The organism is Pseudomonas sp. ATCC 43928, from assembly GCF_005938665.2.
Lineage (GTDB): Bacteria > Pseudomonadota > Gammaproteobacteria > Pseudomonadales > Pseudomonadaceae > Aquipseudomonas.
Map to the genome: position 1 here is coordinate 5,745,625 of NZ_CP041753.1, position 21,841 is coordinate 5,767,465.

A 21,841-nucleotide genomic window follows, 5' to 3' on the forward strand; every position below is an offset into this window, starting at 1 on the left:
GAGATTCAAGCGTCGTGCAGTTGATGTAGATCAGAGAAGTCTAGCGTTCGAGCCAGATCAGGGAGGCAAACCGGCCGGTGCGAGGACTGCGGCGGTAAGAAAAGAAACGTGGATCGGTCACTGTGCAGAAACCACCGCCATAAACAGCGGTGACACCGCGAGCGGCCAGACGCAAACGCGCCAGTTCATAGATGTCGGCCATGAACTTGCCGGCATTCTGGCTCGGCACGAAGGCTTTGGCTGCTTCAGGCAATTGCTGGACGAAGGTTTCGCGCACTTCCGGGCCGACTTCAAAGGCTTGAGGGCCAATGGCCGGGCCGAGCCAGACCAGTACGTCTTCGGGCGGTACAGCCAGACTGTCGAGGGTCGCTTCCAGCACACCCGCCGCCAGCCCGCGCCAACCGGCATGGGCGGCAGCGACGCGGGTGCCGGCACGGTCGCAAAACAGCGCAGGAAGGCAGTCGGCGGTCATCGCTGTGCAAGCGATACCGGGTGTTGCCGTCCAGCTGGCGTCGGCAGTGGCTACCAGGTTTGGGTCCGCTTGGGTCACGACAATGCCGTGAACCTGTTGCAGCCAGGCCGGCTGAATCGAGAAACGATCGGTGAGACGACGGCGGTTTTCGGCGACGGCTTCAGGGCTGTCGTCGACATGATCGCCCAGGTTGAGGCTGTCGAACGGCGCCAGACTGACGCCGCCCGCACGGGTGGTAACGCAGGCTTTGACGCTGGCCGGCGCGGGCCAGTCAGGCGTCAGCCAGGTCATCCGATGAACGCCTCGCGGTCTTGCTTGAGCAGCGACAGCAACCAGACGAAGTCATCCGGCAGTGGCGATTCCCAGCTCATGCGTTTACCGGTGGTCGGATGATCCAGCTCCAGGAACCGCGCATGCAGCGCCTGACGCGGGAAATTCTTCAGGGATTCGACCATGGTCACGCTGGCGGCCGGTGGAATACGGAAACGACCGCCGTAGGCAGGATCTCCGACCAACGGGTAGTTGATGTGCGCCATGTGCACGCGAATCTGGTGCGTACGACCGGTTTCCAGCTTCACTCGCACATGAGTGTGGGAGCGGAAACGCTCGAGCACGCGGTAGTGACTGACGGCTTGCTTGCCACCTTCCATCACCGCCATGCGCTGGCGCTGCTGGCCGTGACGACCGATCGGTGCGTTGATCTTGCCGCCGGCCGTCACCACACCGATTACGATGCACTCATAGATCCGGCTGACACTGCGGCTCTGCAATTGAGTGACCAGCTGTGTCTGCGCCTGAATGGTCTTGGCCACCACCATCAGACCGGTGGTGTCCTTGTCCAGGCGATGCACGATACCGGCGCGGGGCACATTGATGATGTCCGGCACGTGGTGCAGCAAGGCGTTGAGCAAGGTGCCGTCGGCGTGACCGGCGGCCGGATGCACCACCAGGCCCGCAGGCTTGTTGATCACCAGGATGTCGTCGTCTTCATAGACGATGTCCAGCTCGATGTCTTGAGCGATCCATTCGCCCTGAGCTTCCTGCTCGGCAGTCAATTCAAGAATGGCGCCACCGTGAACGATGTCTCGCGGGCGGATAACCGCCCCATCCACAGTCAGGCGGCCGTCTTTGATCCAGGCGGAAAGGCGCGAGCGCGAGTGCTCAGCGAATAATTGTGCGGCGACTTGATCGAGGCGTTGGCCGCCCAATTCGGACGGCACCTCTGCGCGAAGTTCAATTTTATCGGACATGCTCAGACTAGGCGTCGGCACAGCCTTTGGTTTCGGCTGCGCGCTTGTGGTTAAATACGGCGTCTTTTGCCCCGAGGCTTTTCAACGGGGCACTCATCATAACAGGACGGCCCCGCCCAAGACAGCGGCCGTCATAGGGACGCAAGCCGCCATGCAAGTGAAACACCTGCTGCTGATCGCCATCCTCGCATTGACCGCTGCTTGCTCATCGAAGGAAGTCGTAGACGAAAACCTGAGCGAAGTCGAGCTGTACCAGCAGGCTCAGCACGATCTGGACAACAATAGCTACACCGCCGCCACAGCCAAGCTGAAGGCCCTGGAGTCGCGTTATCCGTTCGGTCGCTATGCCGATCAGGCTCAACTCGAGCTCATCTACGCCAACTACAAGAACTCCGAGCCTGAGGCTGCGAAGTCCGCTGCCGAGCGATTCATTCGCCTGCACCCGCAGCACCCGAACGTCGATTACGCCTACTACCTCAAGGGTCTGACCTCTTTTGACCAGGACGTCGGCATGCTGGCGCGCTTCCTGCCACTGGACATGACCAAGCGTGACCCGGGCGCTGCCCGCGACTCCTACAACGAGTTCGCCCAGCTGACCAGCCGCTACCCGAACAGCCGCTACGCGCCGGACGCCAAGCAGCGCATGATTTACCTGCGCAACCTGCTGGCGGCCTATGAAATCCACGTTGCCGACTACTACCTGACCCGTCAGGCCTACGTTGCCGCCGCCAACCGTGGCCGTTATGTAGTGGAAAACTTCCAGGAAACCCCATCGGTCGGTGACGGCCTGGCGGTGATGACCGAAGCCTACCAGCGCCTGCACCTGGACGAACTGGCTGCGACCAGTCTCGAAACCCTGAAACTCAACTACCCGAACCACCCGAGCCTGGTGAACGGTCAGTTCGTGCCATCGGTAGCCGAAGCCGACAACCGTTCGTGGCTGAGCAAGGCCACCCTGGGCCTGATCGAATCCCGTCCGCCACTGCCGCCGGGCGAAACCCGCGCCAACCAGGATGTGCAGAAGCAGTTCCAGGATGCCAAGGACGCGATTCCGAACGAGCTCAAGCCTAAAGATGAAAACGGCGATGTGATCGAAGAACCGGAACCCGAGTCCAGCAACACCGACCGTTCCTGGTTCAGCCACATGACCTTCGGCCTGTTCGACTGACATAGAGATGTTGTACCGGGAAGGCGCCTTTCGAGGCGCCTTTTTTATTGCCGGATTTTTGGGTGAACGTATTGCGCTGTGCGCTTGACCCGTCCTTGGCTAAACTGCCAATTCATTAATCAAAAAGCAGCTCACCATGCTTCGTCTATTGTTCTGGATCGCCCTGATTGCCGCTGCCGTATGGTTCTGGCGCAAGTTCAAGGGCCCGACGTCGGTCGCCAATATGCCGCGCGAGCAAGATGCTCCACCCATGGTTCGCTGTGCTCATTGCGGCGTACACCTGCCCCGCGACCGCGCGTTGAAACTCGAACAACAGTGGTATTGCAGCCAGGCTCACCTTGAGCAAGGCCCGGGCTCAAGTGATCGCTGAGACGCCCAGCCCAGGCAACAAACAGGCCCAGCGACTGCTGCGCCTCTATCACCTCTACCGCTTAAGCGTCGGCATCACCCTGGTGCTGTTGATCTCCAGCAACATGGACAACCAGTTGCTGAAGTTCGCCAATGACGACCTGCTGCGCAACGGCAGCTGGTTGTACCTGGTGCTGAATATCCTGCTGGTGGTCTTTCTGGGGAACACCCGACGCCCCGCGCAGCTGTTCGGCCTGGCGCTGGTCGATGTCCTGCTGCTGTGCGGCCTGTTCTATGCCGCGGGCGGCATGGCCAGTGCCATCGGCAATTTGCTGATCGTCTCAGTAGCCATCAGCAATACCTTGCTGCGCGGGCGTGTCGGTCTGCTGATCGCAGCGGTCGGTGCCCTTGGCATCGTGGGTTTGAGCTTCATCCTGAGCTTCAACCACCCCGCCAGCCCCAGTGATTACCTGCAAATCGGCACCCTCGGCGCCCTGTGTTTTGCCGCGGCGCTGCTGGTGCAGGGATTGACCCGACGATTGGAGGTCAGCGAAACCCTGGCCGAACAGCGGGCCAGTGAAGTGCTCGGTCTCGAAGCCCTCAACGCACTGATCCTGCAACGCATGCGCACAGGCATTCTGGTGCTCGACAACCAGCGGCGGGTGCAACTGGCCAATCACAGCGCCTTGACCTTGCTGGGGCAGGAAAAACTGGACGGCCAGTTGATCGACGATTACTCGATACCGTTGGTCGAGCGGCTCCAACTGTGGCTCAACAATCCAACGTTGCGCCCGCAAAGCCTGCAGATCGCCAGCAACGGCCTCGAGCTGCAACCAAGCTTCATTGCCCTGGACCAAAGCCCGCACCACCAGACGCTGGTTTTTCTCGAAGACCTCGCCCAAATCGCCCAACAGGCCCAACAACTGAAACTCGCCGCCCTCGGTCGCCTGACCGCCGGGATTGCCCATGAGATCCGCAATCCACTGGGCGCCATTAGTCATGCCGCGCAGTTACTGCAGGAATCCGAGGAACTGAACGGTGCGGACCGGCGTCTGACCCAGATTATTCAAGACCAATCTCAGCGCATGAATCGGGTAATCGAAAACGTCCTGCAATTGTCCCGTCGCCAGCAAACCGTGCCGCAACGGCTCGATTTGAAGCCGTGGCTGGAGCATTTCGTCGCCGAAACCCGCGAAGGCTCGAAAGAACATCAGCAGATTCACCTGCGCATCGGCTTGGGAGACTTCAAAACCCTGATGGATCCGGATCAGCTGACCCAGATTCTCGATAACCTGTTGCGCAATGCCTGGCGCCATAGCGCCCTCAAGCATGATCGGGCGCAGGCCTGGCTTGAGTTGTTTATCGACCCGGACAGCCAGTTGCCGACCCTGGAAGTCCTGGACGATGGCCCTGGCGTTGCACCGGACCAACGTACTCACTTGTTCGAACCGTTCTTCACCACCAGCAGCCAGGGTACTGGCCTGGGGCTTTATCTGTCCCGTGAGCTGTGCGAAAGCAATCAAGCCCGCCTAGACTTCAAATCACGCCAAGGCGGCGGCTGCTTTCGCATCACCTTTGCTCACGGACGGAAACAAAGTTGAACACGAGCCCACGGCAAAAAATCCTCATCGTCGACGACGAGCCGGATATCCGCGAACTCCTGGAAATCACCCTGGGACGGATGAAACTCGACACCTTCAGCGCACGCAACCTCGCAGAAGCGCAGGCGCTACTGGCTCGGGATACGTTCGACCTGTGCCTGACCGACATGCGCCTGCCTGACGGCACCGGTCTGGCGCTGGTGCAGCACATCCAGCAGCGCTATGCACAAGTGCCGGTGGCGATGATCACCGCCTACGGCAGCCTGGAAACAGCAATAAACGCCCTCAAGGCCGGCGCCTTCGACTTCCTGACCAAACCGGTCGACCTCACCCGTCTGCGCGAACTGGTCATCAGCGCCCTGAGCTTGCCAGCGCCAGGCGGCACCAGCAGCGGCATCGACCGTCGGCTGCTGGGAGACTCGCTGCCAATGCGCAACCTGCGCAAACAAATCGACAAACTGGCCCGCAGCCAAGCCCCGGTCTACATCAGTGGCGAGTCCGGCAGCGGCAAGGAACTGGTCGCTCGACTTATCCACGACCAAGGCCCGCGCGCCAGCCGACCGTTCGTCCCGGTGAACTGTGGGGCAATCCCGTCGGAATTGATGGAAAGCGAGTTTTTCGGCCATCGCAAAGGCAGTTTCAGCGGCGCCATCGAAGACAAGCCTGGGCTGTTCCAGGCAGCCCATGGCGGTACGTTGTTCCTCGACGAAGTGGCTGACCTGCCGCTGGCAATGCAGGTCAAACTGCTGCGGGCCATACAGGAGAAAGCCGTTCGCAGCATCGGTGGCCAGCAGGAAACCGTGGTCGATGTGCGCATCCTCTGCGCCACTCACAAAGACCTCGATGCCGAAGTCGCCGCCGAACGCTTTCGCCAGGACTTGTACTACCGCCTGAACGTGATCGAGCTGCGAGTACCGTCCTTGCGCGAACGCCGCGACGACATTGAGCTTCTGGCCAACAATATGCTCAAGCGACTGGCGGCCAGCACTGGCCAGCCCCCCGCAAAACTCCACCCACAAGCCCTCGAAGCGCTGAAAAACTATCGCTTTCCTGGAAACGTGCGGGAATTGGAGAACATGCTCGAACGGGCTCACACCTTGTGCGAGAACAAACAGATCGAAGCCAGCGACCTGCGCCTGGCAGAAGGCAACTGCAACCCGGACGGCGGCGTGCCAGACCTGACACAGATCGATAATCTGGAAGCCTATCTGGAAAACGTCGAACGCAAACTCATCCTCCAGGCCCTGGAAGAAACCCGCTGGAACCGCACGGCGGCGGCCCAGCGATTGAATCTGTCATTTCGGTCGATGCGTTACAGGCTGAAGAAATTGGGGCTGGATTGAACCGTTAACAGCTCTTCTGTCAGATTCGTCCGACTGGCGCATACGGCGCAGGGTCGATAATCGGCGCCCGCCCCAGCATCACATCGGCAAACAACTGACATGACGCCGGCGCCAGCACCAGCCCGTTACGGTAATGCCCGCAGTTGAGCCAGAGCCCGTCATATCCCGGCACCCGACCGATATAGGGGATTCCTTCAGGCGACCCGGGCCGCAACCCCGCCCAATGCCCCACCACCTCGGCATCCGCCAATGCCGGAATCAATTCCACCGCCGATGCCTTCAGGCTTTCCAGCGCCATGTCGGTTGGCGTCTTGTCAAAACCCTCATGCTCCAGCGTACTGCCGATCAGGATGTGCCCGTCGCGCCGGGGAATGGCATAACGCCCCTTGGCCAGGACCATGCTCGGCAGGAAGTCCGCTGCGCACTTGTAGAGAATCATCTGTCCCTTGACCGGTTCGACCGGCAGTTCCAGGCCCAGCTTTTTCAGCAAGTCACCGCTCCAGGCCCCCGCTGTCAAAACCACCTCATCACCCCGAATGGCCCCCATCGAGGTCTGTACCCCGACCACCACAGAACCTTCCCGGATAAATTCGCTGACCTCGCATTGTTCATGGATCGTCACGTTCGGCAACGCCAGCAAGGCGGCCTTGAGGGACTTCACCAGCCGTGGATTACGCACATTGGCCACATCGGCCATGTAGATCGCCCGCGAAAAACCGGCGCCCAATACCGGCACTGCATCGTGGGCCGCAGAGATATCCACAGCCCGCAGCGGACGGTTCTCCCGTTTGGCCCAGGCGAGTGCTTCGGCCTCGTCATCCAGGTCCAGCCAATACAACCCGGTGGTGTGCACTTCAGGATCGACACCGGTGGCAGCGAACAAACGCTGGGCCAGTTGTGGATAAAAATCCTGGGACCAATGAGCCAGTGCAGTGACCGCCGGGCTGTAGCGCCATGGATAGAGCGGCGAAACGATCCCGCCACCGGCCCAGGAAGATTCCTGACCGACGTTCGAGCGGTCCAGCAGCACCACGCTCTGCACTTCGGACGCGAGATTGAACGCCGTCAGCAGGCCAATCACCCCGCCACCGACAATCACCACTTGCTGTTGACTGCTCATGTTCTGATCCAACCGTTCAATAGACAGAGGGCGCAAAAGGCGCCCGAAAAAGGAACTCAGCGACCCCAGCAATCCTTGGTGGCCAGGCCGGACGCGGCATTGACCATACTCCTGACGCCGGTATTGGTGAGAGTGAAATCACCGCACTTGTCGCTGGCCATGGTCGAACCGGCCTTGCGTGTTGCCGTCAGCAGGAAGGTCTGATCGGTCAGGGTCGGGGTGATGGTGTAGAAATCATTGCCGGCGCTGAGGCCGGTGGCATTGGTGTAGACATTATTCTTCGAATAGAAACGCTCGAGGATCTGCGCCTGCTCGGAAAGCAACCCGGCGACTTCAGTACGGCGGCCCTTTTTTACGTACTCGGTGAGGCTCGGATAGCCAATGGTGATGACGATCCCGATGATCGCAATCACGATCATGATTTCGATCAGGGTAAAACCTCGGTTGGATCTGCGCATGCCTCACTCTCACTTACTGTATTTGTCGCCACATGATGCGACGGCCGCTGCCGCCACCGGATTTTTCCACCAGAGTGGTCACGCCACCACCGGAGTCGTTCACAATCTTGCGGGTTGCGTCATTGACGACCGCGTTCAGGGTCGGGATACCACCGGTGAAGATCACCCCACTGGAAATCGTGTCGTTGCCATCGACCACCCCGTCGGCATTGGTGTCGAGTACCGCGTAATTGAGCATCTTACCGCTGAACGCATCGAGTTCGACCAGTTTGCCGCTACCGAAGCTGGCACAGGGGTCCACGGTATCCACACTGAGCGTGGTAAAAACAATTCGCCCCGATACCAGACTGGCCTGATAGATCACCCGCTCCCCCGTCAGCACGTTGTTGTATACCAGGGGCAGGTACCAGCCTTTCTTGGCCGGGTAGGTCACCTCGTTCTGGCTGGTGGTGATGAATTGCCCGGTACTGCCCGAAAACACGCCGGTCACCGCCTGCGCCTGCAAACTGGAAACGGTGATTTGTCCTGCGCCCCCCTCGGCATCCCATACCGCGTAGAACGCCTGTAGATCCTTATTGGTCTTGTCGGCAACCTCATTGAATTTGCCGGTGCCGAAAAACACCTCCTTGCCGCCCAACACGTGATCCGCCAGCAACGGTTGCGCGGTAATCGGCTGGGTCGCGCCACCTGCAGTGGTGAACAACGGCTTGCCGGAAAACGCCACGCCCCAGGTGTCAGGGGTGGTGCCACTCAAATCGAACTTCCACAACCGCCCTTTCAGATCGCCCCCGTAGGCAGCCTGCACCACATTCTGCGAGTTGACCCTGAGCTTCACCGACGACAGGCCGTTGGTGGTTTCGGTACTGTCGACCACGATTTTCTTGATCAGCGAGCCGTCGCGAATATCCACCACATACAACGCTGCCACCCCGGAGTTGCTGCCATAGCCGTTGGAGATAAACGCGGCCCAGCGACCATCGGCCAAGCGTGCCACTTCGGGGCGCGCATAGGCATAACCCAGATCATTGAAAACGTTCGCTGTGCTGGCCGTGGCCGGTGCACTGATTTCCCACAGCGCTTTAGTTTCGTTACCGGCCGATGCGTCGAACAATTGCAGCGCATAGAAGGTTTTGCCGCCCGCCCCCGTACCGCCAATTGCCAGGGTTTTCCAGGCGCTATTGAGCTGGGCATCAAACACGCCGACCTGACCATCGACCAGAAACTTGTGGCTCACACCGTTGATGTAAGCGGGATCGGCGATGTCGTTCAGCGATGGCAGCACGCTGGAGGGCATGTAGGCATAACGCCTGACACCGTTGGCCGAGTTGATGATGTTTACAAAACCGTCGTTGGCATTCACCACCAGGCTGGCATTCATGTTGGCGGCTTTGGTGGTCAGGTAAGTGCTGTAGCTGGTGTCTGCCACCAGATCGGACGCGGTTTTGTCCGTGGGTGAAGCCAGCACGAGTGGCGAATTGATGATGTCGCCGAGCAATACACTGCGAACTTTCAGCCCGGTTTTGTTGATGCCCTTGCTCCACTCCACCAGATCGTTGCCGTTGATGCCAGCAGGCAGCCCCTGGTTGAGGGCGGTCTGCTGCGCCGCAGAGAAATTGCTGTAAGCCAGGGTGACCGCGGCGTTGGTTTGCGTGTTCCAGGACTGGTAGATCGGCGCAGTGGCGCCGGGCACGATGGTGGTGTCGGTCGTCCATAGCACAGCGGCGGTGTTAACCGCGCCCGTCGACGTGAAGCCAAAGGACTTGATCGTACCCCGCCAGTCCTTGGGATCGTAGCTGGTCTGGAAATAGCTCGAGTCGCTGGTCAGGGTCGTGCCGCTGGCCACGCCACTGCCACCTGAGCCGGCCTTGGAAGTGATGTCGCTCAAGGCTGCAGACAATGCATTGTTAAGTCCCGCACTGTCGCTCGCCTGGTAGTACTTGCCCTGCCCATAGGTCGCGGCATCCGCCAACATCTGGTTTGCAGCGGTGAAACCCACGGTATAGGTGTTCATGTTCTGCTTGGGAAAATCCAGGGCGTTCCAGCTTTTACCCGCGGCATCGGTTCCCGTGGAACGCATGTCGATATCGAAGGCGAACTTGGCAATGTCATCCAGGTACAGGGTGTCGCCCTCATCGTCGCCTGAGGGATCGGTACCATCGTTACTGCTGATCCCGTCCCAGTTCGGTAACTGGCTGCCACCCAGCGGATCATCGGTCGGAAAGGTTCGGTCGTAGGTCGGCAGACCATCGGTGATCACCACCCCGTAGTTTTTCTGGCAACGGTACTGAATCGGACTGGTATAGGTGTCGGGCGTCGAGTTGTTGTACGGCGCCATGCCACGGAAATAACGAGTGATCTCGTAATAGGCTTCCGCCAGCGGCGTATTGGCTTGCGCACTCAACTCGTCGATCCCGGCGATCAGTGCGTTGTAATTGGTATCGGCTTGAGCCTGAGTCACAGTGCCGCTGACCGCCGACAAATCGCTGATCGAGCGGGCGATGTAACCGCCGTCATTCTTATGGTTACCGACCGCCAGGTTGAACGTCGACAGGCCGATGCGTAGCGAACGGTTATTGGCCACCAACGTCTTGGAAACGTTGCGCGCCACGTTCATCCGGTAATCGTTGGGGATCGAGCCGTCGGTGAAGTCCCGGTCAGTGTTGTTGGCCAGGCTGATCAGGTAGGACAAATAATTCGCCGTATACCGCGTGTCCTCGCTTCCCACCGGATCGGGAAGCTTCAGGCAAAGCGAATCCAGACCGAGAAGACTGTTTTTATAAAAACCGTACCATCCGGCCTTCGAGCATGTTCCATGATTCAAACTCGACAAGGCGATATTGTTATCGGTCATGTCCAGGTCGCGGCCTTTGTTGCACGAACCATTGGAGAGGCAAATCGTCACCGGGGTGCGTGCGACCGTCGGGTCGAAGCCGGCCGCCCAGATAATGTTGTTCATACTCCCCGAGTCATCGAGCAGCAGCATCACATTGGCAGGCACGGCGGCGGCGCTCAACAGCGGAGAATCCGAGGGCGTGAAGGCGTAGGTCGGCGCTGCCAGGTAAAGGCTCAAGACCGCGCCGCAGAGCAGCTGCAGTAACCAATGGCGCCAGCCTGTGCGGGTCTCAGTACTTCGCATAAATACTCTCCACCACACTGCGCGAGCTGCCCGCGATGCCCACGGCGGTCACCCGATAAAGGGTTGCCGACGTGTTGCTCGGCACATTCACGGCAGTCAGGGTAGTGCCGATGTTCTGCACTCCATAAAAGCCGCTACCGGAGGCGATCCAGTTCACCCCCGAGGTGGAGTTGAACCCGGCGGCGGTGATGACCGACGCCTCGGCCGGCGGTGCGCACTGGCTGGTGCCACTGCAGACCGGCAACGAGTAGGAGTTCAGTTGCACCGCGCTTTCACCGACCCGCAACGCCGCTTCCGCGCCCTGGAACGACTGGTTGCGCAGGATCACGCTGCTGGTCATTTTCTCCTGCAACGTGGCGCTCTGCATCGACGAGAGACCGATCAATGTCAGCACCAGGAGAAACACCAGGCTGACCAACAGCGCCATGCCGCGCTGGGCGTGAGATGTCATGGACGCACGACTCATCGGCCCTCCCCTCATTGCAACCGGTTGCGCAAGGCGGCAACTACGTTGAAGGTTTGATTGCGGACCCGGTTGTTCGGGTCGGTGAGGGTCAGCGTCAGCCTCACACTGCGGATTCGCGCCGGATCGGACGGATTACTGCTGTAACTGGAGGCGGCTGTATCCGTGGCCGAACTGGCGATGCCGAAGCTCACGCCAAAGGCACTGACGTTGTTTACCAGCACCGCCTGAGTCGGCGTGCCAGTGCCGGAGCCCATCAGCAGTTGGTTGTTGCTGAAGCTGTAGACCAGCCGCCGGATTGGAAACGCCAACTGCCCCGATGCCGGCGTGCGTAAACCGGTGTAGGCCGTCGCAGTATTTCGGCAGTCGGAAACCACCGTCCAGGTCGGCACTCCGCCACTGCCGCCGACATCTGCGGTGACCAGAGTCAATTTGAGGTTGGCATTGTCCCAACTGATCGGTGTGAGCAGGCTGGCATTGAAATCCCCCGCCGAGCTGGCGTCGGTAATCGTACCCAGGCAACCAAACATGCCGACCATGCGAATTTCCTGAATCATCTTGCTCAGGACGAACCGCGCATCTTCCTGCATGCCGGCAGCTGTGTTCTGGCTGACGTAGGTGTTTTTGGCGGCGATGAAAATCTGCGCCACGCCCAGGACCACGATCAGGCTCAACGCCAGGGCAATCAGCAATTCGATCAGACCGAAGCCTCTGCTGGTTCTGTTCATGGTGTCGTCACCGGATCAACGGTGGCACGGCTGGTGAGGACAAAACTGCGGCGCGAATCGGCGATATTGGCGGCCCGGGAGTCGTCCCAGGTAATGGTGATGGTGTATACCCGCTGGTTGCGGACGATGCTGCCGGTGGCCGTGGCGCCGCCGAAATTGACGATATTGGTGGTGAAGTCGTAGAGGTCCTGATCCCGGGCCACGCTCAAGTTGCCCGAGGTCGGCGGCGTGACGGTGTAATCGGCGCCGGAATTGGCGCGAATGCGGTCCATCATGTCGTAGGCGATAAAACTCGCCTGGCTGGTCATCCGTGAGCTGTCGGTGTACTTCAGCGCATTGAGCTGAATCGCCGCCGCGCCCAACAGACCCACAGCCAGCACCAACAACGCGACCAATACCTCGATCAGCGTCATGCCCTCCTGTGCACGCTTGCTCCAACCCCTCATCCGCAACTTCCACCCAATAGAATTCGTCCGTTCAAACACACATTCAGCGTCCTGCTTTGCGCCCCCAGCACATAACTGATCACCACCGCCGTGGACGGCGCTGCCAAGCCGCCGAGATTGTTGAAATCAATCGCGGTCACTCCTGAGGTTAGCGTTAGAGTTGCTCCGCTGCTCATCGCTGGAACAACCCGCAATACATTGGCCGGATTGCCAGTACCGTCATAAACGCTCAGCTCGCCGGTCCAGACACTGCCGCCGGCCGTCGGGCGAACCCGAGTGGTGAAGCCCCGATCAATCGCCTCAAGCCGTGCGTAATTGAGTGCCCGTTGCAAGTCGCCGACCTCGGTGTCGGCCTTGTTGCTTTGCACCGAGCGGGTGAACGCCGGAACGGCCAGTGTAATCAGGATCAGAAACACCGCGAGCGTGACCAGCAGCTCGATCAGCGTGAAACCTTTTGTACGATGATCCATCAGTGCCCTCCGTTGCCGTCGGCTATACCTGCTTCTACACGCTAGAACATTCGACCGACAGATGTACGGTTGTTTTGCCATTACTCGCGCAAGGATCGCGCGGGCCGCAGCACTCCATGGAGGGAGATGACATGCATCAGCAAGGTTTCAGCCTGATCGGACTGCTCATGGGACTGACGATTGTCGGGATTGTTCTGCACTTGGTCAGTCCGGCGTTCGCTGCACTGACGGAATCGAATCATCGGGAGCAGTCGGCCGAGTCGCTGATCAGTGGGATCCGCCAGGCCAGAACCCTGGCCATAACCCGCAACCAGAACGTGGTCATTCATGGCATCAACGGCGATTGGAGCCAGGGCTGGCGGATCATTCTGGACATCAGCGGCAAAGGGCCAGAGGACAGCAGCAATCCGCTACTGGTCGAGCGCGCAGGTGATGCGCGGACGCCGATTGTCGGCAATTGGTGGGTCAGGCGTTTCGTGCGGTTCAGCAGTCTGGGCCAACCGCTGATGCCCGGGCGGGCATTTCAGGCAGGGACACTACATATTTGCTCGGCTCGCGAGCCGGTCAGCCAGCTCCAGGTGGTGCTGGCGGCGAGCGGTCGAGTGCGCCTGGCCAACCGTAAGGCTGAGCAGGCGCTGTGTCGAAAGGCGAAAAGTATTACAGCAGCGAACGCACGCGCAGCTCTTTAGGCATGGAGAAGGTGATGTTCTCCTCGCGACCGGCCAGTTCATCGGCACCCGTGGCACCCCAGGCCTGCAATTGCTGGATCACGCCACGTACCAGCACTTCCGGAGCGGAGGCACCGGCCGTGATGCCAATACGCTCGACACCGTCGAACCAGCTCTTTTGCAAGTCTTCGGCACCGTCGATCAGATAGGCCGGGGTGGCCATGCGTTCGGCCAGTTCACGCAGACGATTGGAGTTGGAGCTGTTCGGGCTGCCAACCACCAGCACCACGTCGCATTCGTCCGCCAGTTGCTTGACGGCGTCCTGACGGTTTTGCGTGGCATAACAGATATCGTCCTTGCGCGGACCGCCGATCGCCGGAAAACGCGCACGCAGGGCGTCGATCACGCGACTGGTGTCGTCCATGGACAGGGTGGTCTGGGTAACGAAAGCCAGCTTTTCAGGGTTGTTCACCTGCAATTCGGCGACATCTTTCTCGTCTTCGACCAGATAGATCGCGCCACCATTGCTGCCATCGTATTGTCCCATGGTGCCTTCGACTTCCGGATGACCGGCATGACCGATAAGGATGCATTCACGGCCGTCGCGGCTGTAACGCGCGACTTCGATGTGCACCTTGGTCACCAGCGGGCAGGTCGCGTCGAACACCTTCAGGCCACGACCTGTGGCTTCGGTACGCACGGCCTGGGAAACGCCGTGGGCGCTGAAGATCACGATCACGTCATCCGGCACCTGATCCAGTTCCTCGACGAAGATCGCCCCACGGGCACGCAGGTCTTCGACGACGAATTTGTTGTGGACCACTTCGTGGCGCACATAGATCGGCGGCCCGAAGACTTCCAGGGCGCGGTTGACGATTTCGATCGCCCGGTCCACGCCGGCGCAGAAGCCACGGGGGTTGGCGAGTTTGATTTGCATGCTGTGCCTCGTGTCTTGCGCGCAAGAAGTTAGATCATTGTAGGAGCAGAGCTTGCTCGCGAAAGCGGTGTGTCAGTCAACATTGATGCTGAATGTGATGACGCCTTCGCGAGCAAGCCCTGCTCCTACAGGTGACCGTATTCGGTCAGTTACAACGCTTTGACGTTGATGATCTCGACGTCAAAGGTCAAGGTCTTACCGGCGAGCGGGTGGTTGAAGTCGATGGTCACTTGCGCGTCATCGAATTCCTTCACCACGCCTGGCAGCTCGGTATTGGCCGCATCATTGAAGATCACCAGCAATCCTGGCGACAGTTCCATGTCCTGGAACTGCGAGCGCGGGATGATCTGCACGTTTTGCGGGTTAGGCTGGCCAAAGGCGTTTTCCGGCTCGATGGACAGGCTGCGCTTGTCGCCGGCCTTGAAGCCGAACAGCGCGGCCTCGAAGCCTGGCAACAGGTTGCCGTCACCGACCTTGAAGGTCGCCGGGGCTTTGTCGAAAGTGCTGTCGACGGTGTCGCCGTTCTCCAGGCGCAATGCAAAGTGCAAGGTGACTTCCGTGTTCTGGCCGATACGTTGTTCAGCCAATACCTGTTCAGTCATGAACGGTTTCTCCGGTCTTCTTACTTTTGAACATATCCAGCGCGAGCATTACGGCACCGACAGAAATGGCGCTGTCAGCAAAGTTGAACGCCGGGAAATACCAGCGGTTCTGCCAATGCACCAGAATGAAATCGATCACATGCCCCAGGGCAATGCGGTCGTACAGATTGCCCAGCGCGCCACCCAGCACCAAGGCAAGCGCAATCGCCAGCCAGGTGTCGTTGCGCCCCAGGCGCTTGAGCCAGATCACCAGCACCGCGCTAACCACCACCGCGATCAAGGCAAACAACCAGCGCTGCCAGCCTGAGCCGTCAGCCAGGAAGCTGAACGCCGCCCCGGTGTTGTAGGCCAGGGTCCAGCTGAACAAATCGGGGATCACCACGATTTGCTGGTACATCTCGAGCTTGCCTTCGAAGTAGAACTTGCTGGCCTGGTCAATGACCAGGACCAGAAAACTCAACCAGAGCCAGCTCAGCCGTCCGAAACGGCCAGCCGCATTAGGCATAGTGACGAACCTCGCCCGCGCCGCTGATGTTGTCGACACAACGACCGCAGATTTCCGGATGTTCCGGGTTCACACCGACGTCTTCACGGCAGTGCCAGCAGCGGGCGCACTTGACGTGAGCCGACTTGACGATCTTGAGCTTCAGGCCGCTGACTTCGGTGACCACGGCATCGGCCGGTGCCTGCACCAATGGCGCAACACTGGCGGTCGAAGTGATCAGCACGAAACGCAGTTCGTTGCTCAGCTTGGCCAGGTCGGCGCTCAGCGCGTCTTCGGCGAACAGCGTCACTTCGGCTTGCAGGTTGCCACCGACGGCCTTGGCTGCACGCTGGATTTCCATTTCCTTGTTGACCGCAACCTTGACCGCCATGATCCGGTCCCAGTAAGCGCGATCCAGCTCGAAGCCTTCCGGCAGTTCGCTCAGGCCTTCGTACCAGGTGTTGAGCATCACAGACTCGTTACGCTCGCCCGGCAGGTACTGCCACAGCTCGTCGGCGGTGAACGCCAGGATCGGCGCGATCCAGCGCACCAGCGCTTCGGAGATGTGGAACAGCGCAGTCTGGCACGAACGACGGGCCTTGCTGTCGGCGCCAGTGGTGTACTGGCGGTCCTTGATGATGTCCAGGTAGAAACCGCCCAACTCCTGCACGCAGAAGTTGTGGATCTTGGAGTAAACGTTCCAGAAACGGTATTCGCCGTAGTGTTCCTGCAGCTCGCGTTGCAGCAACAGCGTGCGATCCACGGCCCAACGGTCCAGGGCGAGCATTTCTTCGGCCGGCAGGAGGTCGGTGGCCGGGTTGAAACCGGTCAGGTTGGAAAGCAGGAAACGCGCGGTGTTACGGATGCGCCGGTAGGCGTCCGCACTGCGTTGCAGGATCTGCTCGGAAACCGCCATCTCACCCGAGTAGTCGGTAGACGCTACCCACAGACGCATGATGTCGGCGCCCAGGGTGTCGTTGACCTTCTGCGGCGCGATCACGTTGCCCAGGGACTTGGACATTTTGCGACCGGATTCGTCGACGGTGAAACCGTGGGTCAGCAGCTCGCGGTACGGTGCGTGGTCGTCGATGGCGCAACCGGTCAGCAACGACGAGTGGAACCAGCCGCGGTGCTGGTCCGAGCCTTCCAGGTACAGGTCGGCGCGAGGGCCGGTCTCGTGGCCCATCGGGTGCGAACCGCGCAGGACGTGCCAGTGCGTGGTGCCCGAGTCGAACCAGACGTCCAGGGTGTCGCTGATCTTGTCGTACAGCGGCGCTTCGTCACCGAGCAACTCAGCGGCGTCCATCTTGAACCAGGCTTCGATGCCTTCGACTTCGACGCGCTGGGCGACGATTTCCATCAGTTCGACGGTGCGTGGGTGCAGTTCGCCGCTTTCCTTGTTCAGGAAGAACGGGATCGGCACGCCCCAGTTGCGCTGACGGGAGATGCACCAGTCCGGACGGTTGGCGATCATCGAGTGCAGGCGCGCCTGGCCCCAGGCCGGGACGAATTTGGTGTCTTCGATGGCTTTGATCGCGCGTTTGCGCAGGGTGTCGCCCGCTGCTGGCTCTTTGTCCATGCCGATGAACCACTGCGCGGTGGCGCGATAGATCAGCGGGGTCTTGTGACGCCAGCAATGCATGTAGCTGTGTTCGATGGTGGTGGTGTGCAGCAGCGCGCCGACTTCGGTCAGTTTATCGACGATGGCCGGATTGGCCTTCCAGATGAACTGGCCGCCGAAGAACTCCAGCGATGGCACATACACGCCATTGCTTTGCACCGGATTGATGATGTCATCGTTGACCATGCCGTACTTCTTGCAGGTCACGAAGTCGTCCACGCCGTAGGCTGGCGAGGAGTGAACCACGCCGGTGCCCGCGCCCAGCTCAACGTAGTCGGCCAGGTAAACCGGCGACAGGCGATCGTAGAACGGGTGACGGAAGTTGATCAGTTCCAGCGCTTTACCGGTGGTGGTGGCGATCACCGAACCTTCCAGGCTGTAGCGGGCCAGGCAGGACTCGACCAATTCTTCAGCCAGTACCAGCAGCTTGTCGCCGACGTCGACCAGGGCGTAGTTGAACTCCGGGTGAACGTTCAGCGCCTGGTTGGCCGGGATAGTCCACGGAGTGGTGGTCCAGATCACGATCGAAGCAGGTTTGCCCAACGACGGCAGACCGAACGCGGCAGCCAGCTTGGCTTCGTCGGCGATCGGGAAGGCCACGTCGATGGTCGCGGACTTTTTGTTCTCGTACTCGACTTCCGCTTCAGCCAGGGCCGAACCGCAGTCAAAGCACCAGTTCACAGGCTTCAGGCCCTTGAACACGAAGCCACCCTTGACGATTTCCGCCAGGGCGCGGATTTCACCGGCCTCGTTTTTGAAGTCCATGGTCTTGTACGGGTTGGCGAAGTCGCCCAACACGCCCAAACGGATGAATTCGGACTTCTGGCCTTCGATCTGCTCGGTGGCGTAGGCACGGCACAGTTCGCGGGTCTTGTCGGCGCCCAGGTTCTTGCCATGGGTCACTTCGACTTTGTGCTCGATCGGCAGGCCGTGGCAGTCCCAGCCCGGAACATAAGGTGCGTCGAAACCCGACAGGGTTTTCGAGCGGATGATCATGTCCTTGAGAATCTTGTTCAGCGCATGACCGATGTGAATCGTGCCGTTGGCGTACGGAGGACCGTCGTGCAGTACGAACTTCGGACGATCCTTGCCAATCTCGCGCAACTTACCGTACAGGCCAATGCTGTCCCAGCGCTGCAGAATCTGCGGTTCGCGCTGAGGCAGGCCGGCCTTCATTGGGAAGGCGGTGTCCGGAAGGTTTAGCGTGGCTTTATAGTCGGTCATTTAAGGCTCTTCATTAGCGATTGGCGCTAGGTGCGACAGGGCACGGGCGGCGGCGATATCCGCATTGATCGCCGTCTTAAGCGCCTCCAGAGAGGCGAAACGCTGCTCTTCACGCAGCTTGTGGTGGAAAACCACCGTCAAACGCCGGTCATACAGATCGCCGGCAAAATCTAAAAGGTGCACTTCGAGGTGAGCTTTGCCATCCCCTTCGACCGTTGGCCGCACACCAATATTGGCGACGCCTGGCCAGGTCTTGCCATCGATGTCGACGCTGACCAGGTAAACCCCGCTCAACGGCACACGACGACGCTTGAGTTGCACGTTGGCCGTGGGCGTACCCAACTGGCGCGCCAGCTTCTGGCCATGCAGGACCCGACCGGCAATCCGGTACGGGCGACCGAGCAGTTGCTCGGCCAAGGCGAAATCGGCAGCGGCCAGGGCATTGCGGACCTGAGTGCTGCTGACACGAATGCCGTCCAGCTCGACGGTCTGCGCCGCTTCGACGGTAAAGCCCTGAAGGACGCCGGCCTGTTGCAAGTAGTCGAAATCCCCCAACCGGTCGCAGCCAAATCGGAAATCGTCACCGACTTCCAGATGCTGCACCCCGAGGCCGTCCACCAGAATGGTATCGACGAACTCTCTGGCGCTGAGTTTGCTCAGGCGATGGTTGAAAGCCAGGCACAACACCCGGTCGACACCCTCTTCGGCCAGCAGCTGCAGTTTGTCCCGCAAGCGGGCCAGACGGGCCGGGGCGGTGTCCGGAGCGAAGAACTCCCGCGGCTGCGGCTCGAAAATCACCACGCAGCTGGGCACGCCCAACTCGAGCGCACGCTCTCGCAGCCGGACCAGGATAGCCTGGTGGCCACGGTGAACACCGTCAAAGTTGCCAATAGTGGCGACACAGCCCCGATGCTGGGGGCGCAGGTTGTGGAGACCTCGAACCAGCTGCATAACGCGCTTCTTGCTCATAAAGTGGTCGATTATAACCACACCCGGCGGCCGACGACAGGCAACACCGTAACCCAAAGTAATCGAGCCGACAAAACTGCCGGTTCGCCCATGATTATCGAGATAACGTCTTCAGCTCAAGGCCTTGCGATTGAAGTCGCGCAAACGGAAGCCCATCAACAGCAACATGCCGAAATACGCCACGACGCCTGCGATCACCAATGCACCCAGACGCAGCAGCCGCTCAAGCATAGGCCCCTGCCCCCAGGCCGGCATAAAGTGCATCGCACCCAGCAATACTGCAGACATCACCGCTACCGCCACCAGCAATTTGAGCCCGAACTTCGCCCAACCCGGTTGCGGCTGATACATCTGCTGCTTGCGCAATTGATAAAACAGCAAACCGGCGTTGATGCAGGCACCCGCGCTGATGGCCAGGGCCAGGCCGGCGTGCGCCAGCGGACCGATCAGCACCAGGTTGAACAGCTGAGTGACGATCAGGGTGAAAATCGCGATTTTCACCGGAGTGCGGATGTTTTGTTGCGCATAGAAGCCCGGCGCCAGCACTTTGATCACGATAATCCCCAGCAAGCCGACGGAATAAGCGATCAACGCGCGTTGAGTCATGGCCGCATCGAAAGCACTGAACTGGCCATACTGGAACAGTGAAGCCGTCAGTGGTTCAGACAGAATCCCCAGCGCCAGGGAACACGGCAACACCAGCATGAAGCACAGGCGCAGCCCCCAATCGAGGATTCGCGAGTATTCGTGGCGATCCTGGCTGGCATAGGTCTTGGCCAGGGTCGGCAACAAAATCGTGCCCAGCGCCACACCCAGCACGCCGGATGGCAATTCCATCAGGCGGTCGGCGTAATACATCCAGGACACGGAGCCGGCCACCAGAAACGAGGCAAAAATAGTATTGATGATCAGCGAAATCTGACTCACCGAAACGCCGATGATCGCGGGCAGCATCTGTTTCATGACCCGCCAGACACCGCTATCGCGCAGGTTCAAACGCGGCAGTACCAGCATGCCGATTTTTTTCAGGTGCGGCAGTTGATAGAGCAGCTGCGCCAGCCCACCCACCAGAACGGCCCAGCCCAGCGCCATCACCGGCGGATCGAAATACGGCGTCAGGAATACCGCAAAGATGATCATGCTGACATTGAGCAGGGTCGGCACGAAGGCCGGCACCGAGAAGCGGTTCCAGGTGTTGAGGATCGCCCCGGCCAGCGATGACAGGGAGATCAGCAATATATAAGGGAAAGTGACCCGCAGCAGATCGGTGGTCAGCTGGAATTTTTCCGGAGAATCGACGAAACCCGGTGCCGTGGCCCAGATAACCCAGGGGGCGGCGAGCATGCCCAACGCAGTGACCAGCGCCAGTACCAGTGTCAGCAGGCCTGAGACGTAGGCAATGAAGGTTCGCGTTGCCTCCTCACCCTTCTGGCTTTTGTATTCGGCAAGAATCGGCACAAAGGCCTGGGAAAACGCCCCTTCGGCGAAGATCCGCCGCAGCAGATTGGGCAGTTTGAAGGCGATAAAGAAGGCGTCGGTCGCCATTCCGGCACCAAATGCACGGGCGATTAGAGTGTCACGAACAAACCCCAACACCCGGGAAAGCATCGTGATAGAGCTGACAGCGGCCAACGATTTGAGCAGATTCATTGAAAGAGTTTGTGCCTGTCGATAAACAGCAGGCGAACAACGCGCCCACTTATGCGATACTCCGCGCCGCAACAGCACAGAGCCAAAGCTCGCGAGTTTACAGGTCGCGCGCCGGAAAGAAATATCCAGCGCACCGTCCCCTTGAAAACGTAGCGAGCAAAGGCAAGACAAGGCGAAAGCAGGCGAGAAAGCGGAGTTGACTTTAGTCAATGAGCATTTCGAGTCTGCTTTCAACGCTGTATTGCCGAGCGCAGTAGTTTTCATGGGGCCGGAACCGGCCACTTAGCGGAACGTCTCTTCCGCCCTTGACAAGACATCAACTCATCGGCATGATTCGCGGCCTATTTTGTTTGCTATTTCCTAAAAAGTCTTTCGAGGAGCTCGACGGTGGCCAACACACCTTCCGCCAAAAAACGTGCAAAACAGGCTGAGAAGCGTCGCAGCCACAACGCCAGCCTGCGTTCCATGGTTCGTACCTACATCAAGAATGTAGTTAAAGCCATCGACGCAAAAGACGCTGCTAAAGCTCAAGCTGCTTACGTTCTGGCCGTGCCAGTTATCGACCGTATGGCCGATAAAGGCATCATCCACAAGAACAAAGCTGCTCGCCATAAGAGCCGCCTGAATGGCCACGTCAAGGCCCTGAACGTTGCCGCTGCTGCCTAAGCGACGCGCTCGTTAAA

21 protein-coding genes are annotated in these 21,841 nt (G+C 59.8%); 6 read left to right on the plus strand and 15 right to left on the minus strand.

Annotated features, from left to right (window positions below):
- Window positions 1-40: 40 nt before the first annotated feature.
- Window positions 41-763 carry a peptidoglycan editing factor PgeF gene (gene pgeF, locus FFH90_RS26435; protein WP_064620427.1) on the minus strand — a complete coding sequence of 241 codons (723 nt, stop codon included), beginning with the start codon at window positions 761-763 and terminating at the stop codon, window positions 41-43.
- Window positions 760-1,722, minus strand: a complete 963-nt coding sequence (rluD, locus tag FFH90_RS26440; protein WP_007901932.1) for a 23S rRNA pseudouridine(1911/1915/1917) synthase RluD — start codon at window positions 1,720-1,722, stop codon at window positions 760-762. Before rluD ends, pgeF begins: the two co-directional genes overlap by 4 nt.
- A 151-nt stretch (window positions 1,723-1,873) precedes the next feature.
- On the opposite strand from rluD, the gene FFH90_RS26445 reads away from it, so the two are divergent.
- From FFH90_RS26445 to FFH90_RS26460, 4 genes are all read left to right on the plus strand, one after another.
- Window positions 1,874-2,890 carry an outer membrane protein assembly factor BamD gene (locus FFH90_RS26445; protein WP_086945903.1) on the plus strand — a complete coding sequence of 339 codons (1,017 nt, stop codon included), beginning with the start codon at window positions 1,874-1,876 and terminating at the stop codon, window positions 2,888-2,890.
- A 136-nt stretch (window positions 2,891-3,026) separates the two neighbouring features.
- Entirely contained in the window at window positions 3,027-3,260 is a 234-nt protein-coding gene (locus FFH90_RS26450; RefSeq protein WP_007938406.1) for a PP0621 family protein, read from the plus strand.
- On the plus strand, window positions 3,250-4,839 hold the full coding sequence (locus FFH90_RS26455; RefSeq protein ID WP_064620435.1) for a PAS domain-containing sensor histidine kinase: 1,590 nt from the start codon (window positions 3,250-3,252) through the stop codon (window positions 4,837-4,839). Before FFH90_RS26450 ends, FFH90_RS26455 begins: the two co-directional genes overlap by 11 nt.
- Complete coding sequence (locus tag FFH90_RS26460) at window positions 4,836-6,182, plus strand: sigma-54 dependent transcriptional regulator (RefSeq protein ID WP_019650972.1); 1,347 nt, start codon at window positions 4,836-4,838, stop codon at window positions 6,180-6,182. The genes FFH90_RS26455 and FFH90_RS26460 overlap by 4 nt, the downstream gene beginning before the upstream one ends.
- Before the next feature lie 19 nt (window positions 6,183-6,201).
- On the opposite strand, the gene thiO is transcribed toward FFH90_RS26460, so the two are convergent.
- The 7 genes from thiO to FFH90_RS26495 are packed head-to-tail and all read right to left on the minus strand — an operon-like array spanning window position 6,202 to window position 13,003.
- Window positions 6,202-7,302: a glycine oxidase ThiO gene (thiO, locus tag FFH90_RS26465; protein ID WP_138866325.1), complete on the minus strand. Its 1,101-nt coding sequence runs from the start codon at window positions 7,300-7,302 to the stop codon at window positions 6,202-6,204.
- Window positions 7,303-7,358: 56 nt separating this feature from the next.
- Window positions 7,359-7,760, minus strand: a complete 402-nt coding sequence (locus FFH90_RS26470; RefSeq protein WP_019581258.1) for a type IV pilin protein — start codon at window positions 7,758-7,760, stop codon at window positions 7,359-7,361.
- Window positions 7,761-7,773: 13 nt separating this feature from the next.
- Window positions 7,774-10,896: a pilus assembly protein gene (locus tag FFH90_RS26475; protein ID WP_138866326.1), complete on the minus strand. Its 3,123-nt coding sequence runs from the start codon at window positions 10,894-10,896 to the stop codon at window positions 7,774-7,776.
- Window positions 10,883-11,362 (minus strand): PilX N-terminal domain-containing pilus assembly protein, encoded by a 480-nt coding sequence (locus FFH90_RS26480; protein WP_138866327.1) that lies wholly within the window; start codon window positions 11,360-11,362, stop codon window positions 10,883-10,885. Before FFH90_RS26480 ends, FFH90_RS26475 begins: the two co-directional genes overlap by 14 nt.
- A gap of 11 nt (window positions 11,363-11,373) precedes the next feature.
- Window positions 11,374-12,087: a PilW family protein gene (locus tag FFH90_RS26485; protein WP_018925892.1), complete on the minus strand. Its 714-nt coding sequence runs from the start codon at window positions 12,085-12,087 to the stop codon at window positions 11,374-11,376.
- Window positions 12,084-12,533, minus strand: a complete 450-nt coding sequence (gene pilV / locus FFH90_RS26490) for a type IV pilus modification protein PilV (RefSeq protein ID WP_026286393.1) — start codon at window positions 12,531-12,533, stop codon at window positions 12,084-12,086. Before pilV ends, FFH90_RS26485 begins: the two co-directional genes overlap by 4 nt.
- On the minus strand, window positions 12,530-13,003 hold the full coding sequence (locus FFH90_RS26495; protein WP_018925890.1) for a GspH/FimT family pseudopilin: 474 nt from the start codon (window positions 13,001-13,003) through the stop codon (window positions 12,530-12,532). The genes pilV and FFH90_RS26495 overlap by 4 nt, the downstream gene beginning before the upstream one ends.
- 131 nt (window positions 13,004-13,134) lie before the next feature.
- Between FFH90_RS26495 and FFH90_RS26500 the strand changes: the two genes are divergently transcribed.
- Window positions 13,135-13,692: a GspH/FimT family protein gene (locus FFH90_RS26500; protein ID WP_138866328.1), complete on the plus strand. Its 558-nt coding sequence runs from the start codon at window positions 13,135-13,137 to the stop codon at window positions 13,690-13,692.
- Here the strand turns inward: FFH90_RS26500 and ispH are convergent.
- The 6 genes from ispH to murJ form a co-directional block, all read right to left on the minus strand.
- Window positions 13,661-14,608 (minus strand): 4-hydroxy-3-methylbut-2-enyl diphosphate reductase, encoded by a 948-nt coding sequence (gene ispH / locus FFH90_RS26505; RefSeq protein WP_064620456.1) that lies wholly within the window; start codon window positions 14,606-14,608, stop codon window positions 13,661-13,663. The two genes, FFH90_RS26500 and ispH, sit on opposite strands and share 32 nt — an antisense overlap.
- 149 nt (window positions 14,609-14,757) lie before the next feature.
- Window positions 14,758-15,195 (minus strand): FKBP-type peptidyl-prolyl cis-trans isomerase, encoded by a 438-nt coding sequence (fkpB, locus tag FFH90_RS26510; RefSeq protein ID WP_177318289.1) that lies wholly within the window; start codon window positions 15,193-15,195, stop codon window positions 14,758-14,760.
- Window positions 15,196-15,202: 7 nt separating this feature from the next.
- Window positions 15,203-15,715: a signal peptidase II gene (lspA, locus tag FFH90_RS26515; protein WP_138866329.1), complete on the minus strand. Its 513-nt coding sequence runs from the start codon at window positions 15,713-15,715 to the stop codon at window positions 15,203-15,205.
- Window positions 15,708-18,539, minus strand: coding sequence for an isoleucine--tRNA ligase (gene ileS / locus FFH90_RS26520; RefSeq protein WP_064620459.1), 2,832 nt, complete (start codon window positions 18,537-18,539; stop codon window positions 15,708-15,710). Before ileS ends, lspA begins: the two co-directional genes overlap by 8 nt.
- On the minus strand, window positions 18,540-19,490 hold the full coding sequence (ribF, locus tag FFH90_RS26525) for a bifunctional riboflavin kinase/FAD synthetase (RefSeq protein ID WP_018925885.1): 951 nt from the start codon (window positions 19,488-19,490) through the stop codon (window positions 18,540-18,542).
- Window positions 19,491-19,619: 129 nt separating this feature from the next.
- A complete protein-coding gene (murJ, locus tag FFH90_RS26530; RefSeq protein WP_028938881.1) occupies window positions 19,620-21,158 on the minus strand; it encodes a murein biosynthesis integral membrane protein MurJ in 1,539 nt (512 codons plus the stop codon).
- A gap of 387 nt (window positions 21,159-21,545) precedes the next feature.
- Here murJ and rpsT point away from each other — a divergent pair, with 387 nt between their 5' ends.
- A complete protein-coding gene (gene rpsT / locus FFH90_RS26540; RefSeq protein WP_007901883.1) occupies window positions 21,546-21,824 on the plus strand; it encodes a 30S ribosomal protein S20 in 279 nt (92 codons plus the stop codon).
- Window positions 21,825-21,841: the final 17 nt, after the last annotated feature.